Source organism: Vibrio sp. Scap24, assembly GCF_013394185.1.
Classification (GTDB): domain Bacteria; phylum Pseudomonadota; class Gammaproteobacteria; order Enterobacterales; family Vibrionaceae; genus Vibrio; species Vibrio pomeroyi.
The window spans coordinates 464577-477230 of sequence record NZ_CP041332.1 but is presented as its reverse complement, the minus strand read 5'-3'; the positions used below and the strand labels follow the sequence as shown (position 1 = coordinate 477230).

General features: G+C 45.0%; 12 protein-coding genes. 11 read left to right on the top strand and 1 reads right to left on the bottom strand.

Annotated elements, in window-relative coordinates:
- Nucleotides 1-49: 49 nt before the first annotated feature.
- The 5 genes from FLM53_RS01815 (at nt 50) to FLM53_RS01795 (ending at nt 5310) form a co-directional block, all read left to right on the top strand.
- The gene (locus tag FLM53_RS01815) at nt 50-1111 is read left to right on the top strand and encodes an imelysin family protein (protein WP_176680961.1); all 1062 of its coding nucleotides are present in this window, start codon (nt 50-52) and stop codon (nt 1109-1111) included.
- On the top strand, nt 1101-2189 hold the full coding sequence (locus FLM53_RS01810; RefSeq protein WP_176680962.1) for a DUF1513 domain-containing protein: 1089 nt from the start codon (nt 1101-1103) through the stop codon (nt 2187-2189). Before FLM53_RS01815 ends, FLM53_RS01810 begins: the two co-directional genes overlap by 11 nt.
- Nucleotides 2190-2270: 81 nt before the next feature.
- Complete coding sequence (locus FLM53_RS01805) at nt 2271-3809, top strand: murein L,D-transpeptidase (protein ID WP_176680963.1); 1539 nt, start codon at nt 2271-2273, stop codon at nt 3807-3809.
- Between the two features lie 198 nt (nt 3810-4007).
- Entirely contained in the window at nt 4008-4556 is a 549-nt protein-coding gene (locus FLM53_RS01800) for a YcbK family protein (protein ID WP_048607178.1), read from the top strand.
- Nucleotides 4557-4656: 100 nt separating this feature from the next.
- Complete coding sequence (locus tag FLM53_RS01795) at nt 4657-5310, top strand: MBL fold metallo-hydrolase (protein WP_176680964.1); 654 nt, start codon at nt 4657-4659, stop codon at nt 5308-5310.
- 100 nt (nt 5311-5410) lie between these two features.
- On the opposite strand, the gene FLM53_RS01790 is transcribed toward FLM53_RS01795, so the two are convergent.
- Entirely contained in the window at nt 5411-6211 is an 801-nt protein-coding gene (locus FLM53_RS01790; RefSeq protein ID WP_176680965.1) for a DUF2982 domain-containing protein, read from the bottom strand.
- A 220-nt stretch (nt 6212-6431) separates the two neighbouring features.
- Here FLM53_RS01790 and FLM53_RS01785 point away from each other — a divergent pair, with 220 nt between their 5' ends.
- The 6 genes from FLM53_RS01785 (at nt 6432) to FLM53_RS01760 (ending at nt 12599) form a co-directional block, all read left to right on the top strand.
- On the top strand, nt 6432-6824 hold the full coding sequence (locus FLM53_RS01785; RefSeq protein ID WP_048664741.1) for a hypothetical protein: 393 nt from the start codon (nt 6432-6434) through the stop codon (nt 6822-6824).
- A gap of 538 nt (nt 6825-7362) precedes the next feature.
- The gene (locus FLM53_RS01780; protein WP_017631192.1) at nt 7363-8457 is read left to right on the top strand and encodes a TRAP transporter substrate-binding protein; all 1095 of its coding nucleotides are present in this window, start codon (nt 7363-7365) and stop codon (nt 8455-8457) included.
- A 185-nt stretch (nt 8458-8642) separates the two neighbouring features.
- Nucleotides 8643-9215 carry a TRAP transporter small permease subunit gene (locus tag FLM53_RS01775; protein WP_176680966.1) on the top strand — a complete coding sequence of 191 codons (573 nt, stop codon included), beginning with the start codon at nt 8643-8645 and terminating at the stop codon, nt 9213-9215.
- Between the two features lie 9 nt (nt 9216-9224).
- Nucleotides 9225-10508: a TRAP transporter large permease subunit gene (locus tag FLM53_RS01770; RefSeq protein ID WP_048669258.1), complete on the top strand. Its 1284-nt coding sequence runs from the start codon at nt 9225-9227 to the stop codon at nt 10506-10508.
- Between the two features lie 104 nt (nt 10509-10612).
- Nucleotides 10613-11968 carry a cache domain-containing protein gene (locus FLM53_RS01765; RefSeq protein ID WP_048659562.1) on the top strand — a complete coding sequence of 452 codons (1356 nt, stop codon included), beginning with the start codon at nt 10613-10615 and terminating at the stop codon, nt 11966-11968.
- Entirely contained in the window at nt 11961-12599 is a 639-nt protein-coding gene (locus FLM53_RS01760; protein WP_176680967.1) for a response regulator transcription factor, read from the top strand. The genes FLM53_RS01765 and FLM53_RS01760 overlap by 8 nt, the downstream gene beginning before the upstream one ends.
- The last annotated feature ends 55 nt before the right edge of the window (nt 12600-12654 follow it).

The following is a 12654-nucleotide window of genomic DNA, read 5'->3' as shown; positions in this document are numbered from 1 at the left end:
TTATTGAACTCATATAATTAAAAGAAAAACTAGGAAGTAAGGTAACAGCATGACACATAAATTTTTGTTAATGCCTTTGTCGGTATTAATCATGGCAGGCTGCCAATCATCAGGTGAGCAAATAGCTTCATCTGAGGTTAATGGTGTTTCTTATCAAGCAGACACGACTGCTCATATCAGTCGCAGCGTGTATCAACAAGAGTTTGATTCAGCCGTACTATTCGCTAAGCAAGCCAGTGAGCTAGAAGTCTTGATGCAGGGTTACTGTGAAACCAACAATGTTGAGCTGGATGCGTTGAAAAATCAGTGGCAGCTTACGATGAACAGTTGGATGGCACTGCAAGGTCAAGAAAGAGGCCCAACAGCGGCGCTGGAAGAGAGCTGGAATGTTCAGTTTTGGCCAGACAAAAAGAACACCACAGGCCTAAAGATGCGTCAGCTGACTCAGCAAGATAAAGCTTGGTCACAAGACGAAATCGCACAGCAGAGTGTTACTGTTCAAGGGCTTGGCGCATTGGAGTGGTCTCTGTACGACGAGCAATCTCCACTGCTTCAAGACAAAGCTTCAGGTTGTCTATCTTCACAAGCTATCGCCCAAAACTTGGCGATGAAATCAGCCTCTATTGCTGAAGCTTGGCAGATAAACCCGTGGTTAGCTCTGGACGAGATGCGTTGGGAATCTGAATACATTGCTTTATTGACTAACCAGCTTGACTACAGCATGAAAAAGCTGAGTCGTCCGATGGCGAAAATTGGTCATCCGCGTCCTTATTTCTCAGAATCATGGCGTGCACAAACCTCGATGACTCAACTAAAAGCAAACGTAGCAGCACTTCAGAACTTGTACCTTGCTGATGGCAATGGCCTAGACGGATTATTGAGAGAGAAGGGCTTAAATGACCTTGCTGATCGTGTTACAGACCAGTTCATATTGACGCTAGAGACTTGGCCGACTGATTCAAGCTTGTTCGAGTTACTGCAGAGTAAAGAGGGCTACCGCGAGGTGCTGACTCAATACAATAAACTTGAACGTTTGAAGTACCTGATTCATGAAGAAGTGGCGATCGAGCTTGGCGTGGTAATAGGATTTAATGCTACCGATGGTGACTGATAATACGAGAAGAACGCTACTCAAGGCTGCACTGGGTTGTGCAGCTGTTCCTGTGCTTCCATTTGGCTGTGCGAGCCGAAAGGATGGCGTGAGTACATCTAATGATCCTCAGCTGATTGGCTGTGCGCTAAATGGCCGTGGTCAATATTCAGCGGTTGTGGCTGACGAATATGGAATGCCATTGAGTCAACTGCCGATTCCAGATCGTGGTCATGGTGTCGCGATTTGTCCAACCTCATCGCATGCCGTGGTGTTTGCTCGTCGTCCTGGTGACTATTTTATGGTGTTCGACTATAAAAAGGGCGAGCAGATTAAAATGGTGGTGAAAGGGAACAACCGCCACTTCTATGGTCATGGTGTTTACTCGTTAGATGGCAAGTTACTGTATGCCACTGAAGGTAAAACGGACAGCAGCCAAGGTGTGATTGGTGTTTACGATGTCGCTCAAGGCTATCGTAAGGTTGAAGAGTTCACCGGTTTTGGAATTGGCCCTCATGAAGTGATCATCATGCCCGATGGTAATCTCGCGATCGGCGTTGGTGGCGTTCATACTGACGGAAGAACACCGAAAAACTTGGATTCAATGCAACCGAGTTTAAGTTATATATCTCCTGAAGGTGTACTACTTGATCAGGTTGAGTTGTTGGACAAGAAGCTAAGCATTCGACACTTAGCCCACGATGGCGCTGAAACCGTGCTTTGTGGTCAGCAATATCGCGGTGAACCGGACGAGTATCCTTCGCTGTTGGCGATGCACACTAAAGGTGGGCAATTTGAATCACTGAACGCAGAGCCTGAACAGTGGGCAAGGTTTAATCACTATATCGCAAGTATTGCGGCGTCAGATGATTGGATTATTGCAACCTCACCACGAGGCAATTGCTACGGTATTTGGTCTAAAGAGACGAAAGAGTTAGTGGAACTGTCTGCGTTATCCGATGCTTCTGGTGCTGTGCTGCTTGATGGTGAGTTTAGACTCAGTTCTGGAGCGGGCAGTGTGGTTAGCCAACGCAAGCCTTATGAGAAATCAAGCCAGCAATCATCCGTCCAGTGGGATAATCACTGGAGTGCAATCTGATTCATAAAATCCCTTAAAAAATAACATGCTTACTCCCATTTCTTTGCCATACTTATGGGATTACTGGTGACGGAGTTAAGCATGTTAGCGAAATACTTCTGTGGATTATTGGTGTTAGTTTCTGTGCATGCATGGAGCTATACGAGTTCTGACGAGAGTCGTTTCATTCCGGCTGATTCAGAACTCTCTTTTATGCTGATTTATCCAGAGCTCACTCAGAGTATTTATCAAGACTCTTCTCTTCCTATCCTTTGGGACTCACCGGAACTTGTTAAAGCGTTTGAATTCCAACTGTCGCTGTTAGAACAAGCGCAAATGGCACCGCTTTTTGATCGACAATTGAAGCAAATCCGTCAGTACCAATCTCGTGGTCAATGGCAAGAGCTAGACATCTTACTCACCGACACCTTTATCTATTACTTAAGCTACGTTGAGAATGCGCCACTTGCCGGTAAAGAGTGGTACTTCTCGGGTAAGCTGCATTCCAAACTGCCTGCGCCTTCGCCCCATATTCTGATGAGACTGAAAAGCAGTGTCGCTAATGATTACTTATTAGAGATGGTGTTGTCTTACGCGCCTCCTGTTGGGGATTTTGACCAATTCAAAGCAACCTATTCTGTGTTAGAAACGGCGTCTGAACTCAAGATTGAGCGATACAGACAGAAGGGCTTGAAACGTTTGGGCGACCAACTTTCAGATAAAGCCATTCTTGTTGAACGTATTGCCTTGGTTGGCGTTGATACCTCGATGATCGCGGTCGATTTCTCTAAGTTCGATCGAGATCTGCAAACTGCGATTAAGTCCTTCCAGCGTATGCACGGTCTTACAGACGATGGGATCATCGGCCCTGACACGATCAAGTGGATCAACATGGGCTTTGATGATCGATTAACCTCATTAGCTCTGAATGCTGAACGTGTTCGTTTGTGGCCAAGAGACAGAGACTCTCTCATTGTCGTCAACGTCCCGAGTTTTGATATGAAGTATTGGGAAGGTGGCGAAGAGGTTTTTGAGTCGAAAGTTGTGGTCGGTAGAAAATCGAGAAAAACGCCGCTTCTAGAGATAAACCTAGATTCTGTCATCTTAAATCCGACTTGGAACGTGCCATGGAAAATCATGGTCAAAGACATCCTGCCCAAAGTAAAAGCCGACGAAAGCTACCTTGAAACGAACAACTTCCAAGTGATTGACGGTTGGCGTTCAATGGAAACGGTCGACACCACAGAGATCGATTGGCAGACCATCAACTTCAACTCGTTCCCATATCGGATGCGTCAACAGGCCGGCTCGCGCAACGCATTAGGTTTGTATAAGTTCAATACACCCAATAAGCGAGCGATCTATCTACACGATACACCAAGTAAAGGTCTGTTTAATGACGACTTCCGTGCCTATAGCTCAGGTTGCATACGTGTTGAACACGCAGAAGAACTGGCTGAGCTGTTGTTTGCGACCAAGGTAAGGAAGGTCCCGAATCAGAATGACGACCTTGCTCCTAATACTAAGGTTCGCCTCAAGAAGCGAATTCCCGTGCATATCATCTATCAAACCGTGCTGTTTGAAGAGGGCGGCATACAGTACCGCGGCGACATCTACCAATATGATAAAGAGGGTGGATGATTAAAATACGACCAATAAAGGTGATCTTGACCAAAAAATGACAACGAAGCTTCTATTGATAAAATTATAATGAGTATCAATAACTAACCGCGCAAAGGTTACAAATACTAACGTTTTGCGTGGTTTTTGTACGTTGACGCAGCAAATACCATTATGTATCGTGCATTTTTCGTTCGATCTAATTGGTTTTTTTGCTGTATGTCTCAAAGTTTATTTTCACGCCGTCAGTTTCTGACTTACGCTGGTGGTACTGCTGTTGTCGCCTCTCTTACTCCTTCTATCGCTTTTGCTTCATACCCTGATCAACCAAGAACGATTAGCATGAACAATCTTCACACTGGTGAACGATTAGAGACTTGTTATTTCGATGGCACTAACTATGTTGGTGACGAGATGGCACGCCTTAGCAAACTATGTCGTGATTTCCGCCGTAATGAAATTCACCCAATGGATAAGAATCTGTTCGATCAGATTACTCAGATCCAGAATATCTTGGGTATTCAAAAAGAAGTCCAGGTGATCTCTGGTTACCGCTCTCCAGCGACCAATGAAGCTCTTCGTTCTAAGTCGAGTGGTGTGGCTAAAAAGAGTTACCACATGCTAGGTAAAGCGATCGATTTCCGTATCGATGGTGTTGACCTCAAAGAGCTGAGAGATGTAGCTAAAAGCCTGAACGCAGGTGGCGTCGGTTATTATGCGCGTAGCAACTTTATCCATATTGATACTGGTCCAGTACGCAGCTGGTAACGCTAATCTGAGTTGAAGGGCGATACGGTAGGCACTTGTCAAAGTAGACATCCAATGTCATAGTTTGCCCAAATTTCAGTTTGCCCTCTAAGGTTTGTATATGTCTCTTAAGTATCAAGTTGTACCTGTTACCTCTTTCGCTCAAAACTGCTCGATTGTGTGGTGTGATGAAACCATGGAAGGCATCGTTGTCGATCCGGGAGGTGATGTTCAACAACTAGCCGCTATCATCGAAGAGCTGGGTGTTAAAGTGGTGAACTTGGTACTGACGCATGGTCACTTAGACCATGTAGGTGGCACTGTGCCTCTTGCTGAGATGTTGAAGGTGAATATTGTTGGCCCACATAAGGCTGATAACTTCTGGCTACAAGGCCTAGAGAATCAAAGCCAGATGTTTGGTTTCCCTTTGTGTAAAGCCTTTGAACCAAACACTTGGTTAGAAGAGGGCGACAAAGTGACTTTTGGTAACCAAGTTATCGATGTGATTCATACGCCGGGCCATACGCCAGGTCACGTTGTACTGTTCAGTGAGCAAGCTCGTTTAGCGTTTGTTGGTGATGTGTTGTTTAACGGTGCTATTGGCCGTACTGATTTCCCACAAGGTGATTTCAATACACTTATCGCTTCAATCAAGACTAAGCTTTGGCCGCTAGGCAGTGACGTAACCTTCGTGCCGGGTCATGGTCCTGAATCGACATTCGGTCGTGAGCGCGCTTCAAACCCGTTCGTCGCAGATGAAATGCCTCTCTACTAAACCACTGTCTTAGTAAAAGAACGATTGAAAATGAAGCTTAGCTTTCTTATGAAAGCTAAGCTTTTTTATTGGGTGTGAGTTTACTTTTAAACCGATTTTTTTAATCAGAAAGGCGCTCGGATGCTGCCAAGTAGCGTCGAGCCAAACCAACAAACTCTTCTCCACTAATATTCAAATCATGAGTTGATATGAAAATGTCATAACCGTGGAAGCCTCTTTGATACTTCATTCTGTTGGCAAGCATCGCCTGTAATCCTGAATAGTCCTTGATCACCGCATTTTGATTATTTACTTCATCGGAGGAGTCCGTATCCAATTGCGTTTGTTGAGCGTTGAAATGCACGTCGTCGGTATTCTTTGATTCTTTATATTGGCTTAATTCAACACAGCCGTTTTCGGTACAACGCGTGTGGTAGTGCGATGAGTCTAAAACCATGTCTTCAAAGTTCGACTCTTTACCCGCTTGCTTCGCTCCCAAGTACAAAAGTGCACGTTGGCTGAGCAGCAATTCACAGGTGATCTTAGGGCAGATTGAATCGAGGTAGGGCGAATAGTCTTTGACCTTAATTCCGACCCAAGGCAAAGGTTGGTGCCAGCCATCTTGTTCGTAAGTACACAGGCCGATTGTTTCGATGTTGCTCCATTTCAAAACCCAGCCGCCTTTATAGAAATGTTGCTGAAAATGAGTCGGAGTCAGCGTGAACATCACTCGGCTGCGCAGCATCAAATAATAGCCAGTTCCCAGAAGGGTAATACTGCAAAAAGCACCAACGATCAGTAACTTTGGGTTGTCGCTATACAGTGCAACGATTAAGCAAATGAAGCCTAGAATAACGGCTAGGATACGGTACGAGCGAGTGAATGAAGGCAAAGAGAAATTAGTAAGATGACGAGTGTCCATAGGCAACACCAAGTTTTCATATTTTTGTCTGGATGGATAACCAGTGTATATGACCCTGAATTGATAAGTCGATGTTTAAATAATAGACGCTAGTAGACAATATCGGTATTTTTCGTCGACTTTCGACGCTTCACTCTACAAATAGCTCCTGTTTTTTGGTATAAATCGCGCTTCAAATTTTCACCACTGCGAAAAGAGCAGTGAACTGGAGAAATATTCAATGAGACTTGCTCATAAGCGTAAGGTGCAGGCTAAACTGCAGAAACGCACTAAAGCGGCTGTAGTTAAAGCAGTGGCAACGCCGAAAAAAGCGAAGCCTGTCGCAGAGAAAGTTGTAGCAGAAAAAACTGTAGCAGCAAAACCAGCGGTAGAGAAAACAGTAGCAGCAACTAAAGAAGTTGCAGTAGCACTGACTCCTAAGCAACAACAAGTTCTAGACATCGTTGTTAGCAATGCTGAAGGCATTAACCCTAAAGGTATCGGCCTAGAAGCTGGTCAAGAAGACGCGAAAGCAGCTTCATGGGCAACAGGCGCATTGAAAAAACTTCTTGAAGAAAACCTAGTAGCGAAAGAGCAGCTAGCAGGTAACAAGGTTATCTACAAAGCTATCTAATCCTGTGGGATTACATTCGCTTCGTTAAGTTTTTAAGCCTCGATTATCGAGGCTTTTTTGTATCTGCCATAAACTTCATTTACCGCTTATTCTCATTTACCGCTTATTCTCATTTACTGGTTACTCCCATTTCAAGCGACCGCCTAACTTGCTATCCCTAATTCCTAGCTTTGCTTCTCATCAGCGAGCCCTAAAGTAGGGCGGCTAACTAAAAAGCGCGGGTGACTTTCCCTAAAATGCAGCAATGGATAGAGCTTCATCACGAAATGGGAATCAATTGTTAATAGCGGTTCATTATAACTACTTAGGTATTTATCAATACGCATTGCCTTGGTGAATATCCAAACTCCTTTAAAATCGACGCTATTCAATCATCTCCTACGTAGTTCTACTTAATCCTTTGGTCTAATACGTAACTTTGCTCACGCCATGCGTGCGTGCTCTCCCTGATATCTTGTTGCCTCATCACGGTGCACTCTTATGTTGAATCATAAAAAATGCTCATAGAAAGAGTGTTAACCCAACAAAGGACGTGAACATGAGTCTCATTTCTAACTCCCTCACACGAGTTTTTAAGAACGTTGCAGTAACCGCTGCGGCTTGTTTAGCTTTGGTTGCTACTGGTGCTACAGCCGCTGATAAGGTTTACCGTTTAAAGCTTGCAGAAACGTGGGGACCAAACTTCCCAGTTTTCGGTGATGCAACTAAGAACATGGCAGCGATGGCTGAGAAGATGTCGAATGGTCGACTTCAAATCAGAATCGATTCAGCAAACAAACACAAAGCACCTCTTGGCGTTTTTGACATGGTTAAGTCTGGTCAATACGACATGGGTCACTCAGGCTCTTACTACTGGAAAGGTAAAGTTCCAAACACTCTTTACTTCACTTCTATGCCTTTCGGTATGACGCCAGCAGAACAATACGCGTGGTTCTATCACGGTGGTGGTATGGAGTTGATGGAGCAGGTTTACTCTCCACACAACTTGATGTCGTTCCCAGGTGGTAACACAGATATCCAAATGGGTGGTTGGTTTCAAAAAGAGATCAACAGTGTTGAAGATCTACAAGGTCTGAAAATGCGAATCCCAGGCTTTGCCGGCGAGATTCTTGCTGAGCTAGGCGCGAAACCAACGAACATTGCCCCAGGTGAACTTTACACATCTCTAGAGCGTCGCACGATTGATGCACTCGAGTGGGTAGGTCCATCACTGGATTTACGAATGGGCTTCCATAAAATCGCACCTTACTACTACACAGGTTGGCACGAGCCGGGTTCAGAGCTTCAATTCCTAGTGAACAAGCGCACATGGAACAAGCTGCCTGAAGACCTACAAGAAATCTTGCGTGTTGCAATGCGTACAGCAGCTTACGACATGTACACACAAGCAACGCACGAAAGTGGTAAGAACTGGGTTTCAATGAAGACAGAATACCCTGATGTACAAGTGAAAGATTTCCCGCCAGAGGTTATGTCTGCTTTGAAGGAAGCGAACGATCGCCTACTTGCTGCACATGCTGAGAAAGATGAGCTGGCAAAAGAGATTCAAGCTTCACAAGCAAACTACCTAGAGCAAGTACGTTCATGGACGGATATTTCCCACAGAGCTTACCTAAATAGCCAAGCGAAATAATCGACAGTTGTTGAACTGAATCTAAATGAACCCAAAGCTTTCCATGTTAGGCAACTAAGAGTGAGTAAGTGGCGGGTTCATTTAAACCATAATAACTAAGCAGGATAAATCCTGTATTACGCTCAAGAACCTTTTCTACGTCCTACAGCTCGTTACCTCAGCTGCGCGATGTCTTTTCAAATTCCATGGAGTCGGGAATGCGAAGTCTAATTTATATTGAACGCCTGTTTAATCGTATCGGTGACGCACTGGGATGGCTTTCCAGTATGTTGTTTATTTTACTTATCGCCAACGTCGTGTATGACGTTGTCATGAGATATGCCTTCAACGATGTCTCTATCGCCTTCCAAGAGATGGAATGGCACCTTTTCTCAGCCGTTTTCCTACTTGGTGTTCCTTATGCCATCAAAGCGGGTGGTCATGTTCGAGTTGACGTGTTCTACGAGCAACTGAGCTTCAAGGCGCAAGCCATTATTGATCTGCTTGGCACGCTAATCTTCCTACTTCCGTTTTGCCTGCTGGTGGCTTGGTTTGGTATCGATGTTGCCAAAGAGAGCTATGAACTGGGTGAAACCTCAGGCGATCCCGGTGGTCTGCCGTATCGCTGGATCATCAAAGCCATGATCCCGCTGTCATTCTTCTTAATGGCACTCAGTGGCGTAGGTTTGATCTTACATTCACTGAACAAGATTTTTAATCCGCACCTTATTCATGCAAATAACACGCATGCAAACAATATTCATACAAACAACAAGTAGAGGCTGAACATGATTGGAATAGTAATGTTTTTCGTAGCCTTGTTTGCGCTTTTACTTGGCTTCCCAGTGGCGTTCACCTTTGGTGGTATCGCGTTAATCTTTGGTGTTTGGGCTGAGGGCATTGAAATGTTTGCCTTCATGCCATATCGAATTCAATCCATTATGGAAAACACGGTGCTGATGGCCGTTCCATTGTTTGTTTTCATGGGACTTGTTCTACAAAAGACCAAGCTTGCTGAGCAGTTACTTGAGTCTATGGGACGACTGTTCGGAGGCGTTCGTGGTGGTATCGCGATTTCAACCGTATTAGTAGGTTCACTGCTTGCGGCTTCTACTGGTGTGGTTGGTGCTTCTGTTGTTGCAATGGGACTAATCTCTTTACCAGTAATGCTTAAGTACAACTACGACAAAGGCCTAGCGTGCGGCACTATTTGTGCGTCTGGTACGTTAGGGCAGATCATCCCGCCATCCATCGTATTGATCTTATTAGGTGATGTATTAGGTGTGCCAGTAGGAGACTTGTTCCAAGCAGCGATCTGGCCGGGTGTGATGTTAGTCGGTGCGTACATTCTCTACATCTTGATATACGCCAAGCTACACCCTGAAGCGGCTCAACCGATTGAGCGAGACGATTCAATCAGCCGCAAGCAAGAAGTATTAGACGCACTTAAAGCGATTCTTCCGCCTCTTGCGTTAATCATTGTCGTGTTGGGTTCAATCTTTGCGGGTGTGGCAACGCCAACAGAGTCTGCGGCATTAGGTGGCGCGGGTGCGATGGTATTGGCACTGCTGTATGGTCAATTTAGTTGGTCGATGGTGTATGAAGCGTCGAAAGAGACGGTGAAAGTAACGGCGATGGTGTTTGCTATCTTGCTGGGTGCAACCGCATTCTCGATGGCGTTTACTTATACCGGTGGTGACTATCTGGTTGAAGAGTGGATGCTACAGCTTCCGGGTGAGAAATGGGGATTCCTGATCATCACTATGTTAGTGATTTTGATTCTGGGTTTCTTTATCGACTTTGTAGAGATCTGTTTCATCATCGTACCAATCATTGCGCCAGTTGCTGAGCTAATGGGCATCAACATGACATGGTTCGCTATCCTGATTGCGATGAACCTACAAACCTCATTCCTGACGCCGCCATTTGGTTTCAGCTTGTTCTACCTAAAAGGTGTGGCACCAAAAGGCGTAACTACGAAAGACATCTACCGCGGAGTGATGCCATTCATTCTGATTCAAATCCTCGTACTTGGATCACTTCTCGCATTTCCTGCGTTCTATGGAATGTGAGTGACGCCAAGAATGTGAATGATATGTTTCAACGGCTATCTATAAATTGCTAAAATAAAACGGCTTATTGATGTTCAATAGGCCGTTTTTAGTGAGGAAAAGGAATGCCTCTAAAAGCCAAGCTGATTTTGCTGACGCTACTCCCGTTGCTACTGGTAACGGCGAGCATTAGTTGGATCTCGTTACACCAAACCAAAACGTTAGGTGCGAAAGAGGTCGAGATCTTCAGAGACAGCTTAATCAAGTCGCGTGAAAACGCCTTAAAGGACACTGTAGACCTCGCATTCGATGCCATTGAGCACATCTATAACGACCCTGACATCCAAGAAGCCCAAGCCAAAACGGAAGTTCGAGCCATATTGTCTAAACTTAGATATGGATCAGACGGGTATTTCTTCGCCTACGATCGCCACGGAACCAATTTAGTTCACCCAATTCAACCTGAATTGATTGGTCAAAACCTACTCGAACTGCAAGACGAAGATGGCGACTTTCTGATAGAAGCGCTGCTAAGAGAGGCGCAAACCGGTGGAGGTTTTCACCAGTATTTATGGCAAAAGCCATCAACGGGTGAGGTGGTGTCTAAGTTGAGTTACGCCGCTTGGTTAGAACGCTGGGACTGGATGATTGGCACCGGTTTGTATATCGAAGATGTGCATCAAGAAGTGGCTTCGATGCAGGCCGAGATCAACAAGAATATTGAAACCACGTTCTTTTCTATTGTGGTGATTCTGAGCGTGACAGTCGCGGTTATTATCGTGCTTACCTTAGCCATCAACATGCATGAACATCGCATTGCCGATAACAATCTAAAAGAACTGGCACATAAGACTGTGATGTTCCAAGAAGACGAGAAGAAACACCTAGCGCGTGAGTTACATGATGGTATTAACCAATTATTAGTGTCGAGTCGTTGCCACTTGGAGCTACTTGGTAATAAGTTACAGAGTGAAGACTTAAAAGCGCATCTGAATAAATCACAGCATTCACTGATGCGAGCCATTGAAGAGGTGAGGCACATCTCGCACCAACTTCGCCCAAGTTCATTGGATGATATTGGTCTAGAGGCGGCATTGTCTTCATTGCTGTTAGATTTTCAGGCGCACTCAGGCATAGAAGTCGAGACGATGTTTGCTACGCAACCGGGCAAGTTGAAATCAGAGGCGGCGACGACCCTCTATCGAGTGGTACAAGAATCACTGAATAACATAGAGAAACACGCACAAGCGACCAAGGTAACGGTCATTGCGCAGCAAATTGGTAATGTGCTGCAGTTACTGATTCAAGATAACGGTGTCGGTTTCAACACCTATAAAGCGATGGAAAAACGAGGGATCGGTCTGCGTAATATGAGAGAGCGAGTGGAGTTCATTGGTGGTGACTTTGAACTGATGAGTGAAATTGGCTTCGGAACGGAAATTACAGTGTTACTGACACTAGAAGGATTAGTGAATGAGTGAAGTTATTCGAGTTGTGATCGCTGATGATCACCAAGTGGTAATGGATGGCTTTATGGCGAGATTGGAACTTGAGCCAGATATTAGCGTGATCGGCACGGCCAGTAATGGGCTAGAAGCCGTCGAGATAGTGAAAACGCTGCGCCCTGATGTGGTGTTAATGGATATTAGTATGCCTATCATGAATGGCATTGACGCGACCCACCTGATTAAAGAAGAAGACCCAGAAGCGAAAGTGCTGATGCTGACCATGCATAACAACCGTGAATACATCATGAAGGTGATGCAGTCGGGTGCGGTCGGCTATATGTTGAAAGAGATTTCGGCTGAAAAAATGGTGCAGGCAATCAAAACGGTCAATCAAGGCTCGACCTATTTCTGTGAAAAAGTGACGCAGAATTTGTTTACTCAGCCAATTACCCCGACGCAATCTGTGAAGAATCCATTGAGTAGACGTGAAGAAGCAGTATTGAAATTAGTCGCGAAAGGGGAGAGTAGCAAAGAGGTCGCGAAGGCACTGAATATCAGCTATCGAACGGTAGAAACCCATCGACAAAATATTAAGCATAAGCTCGACATTCACTCTACAGCTGAGCTCGCTAAGTACGCGGTCAGCTCCGGGCTTGTGGACTGATCTTACGCTAAATTACATTAAATGTGTAATTTAATTACTAAATGTGTAATTTAGG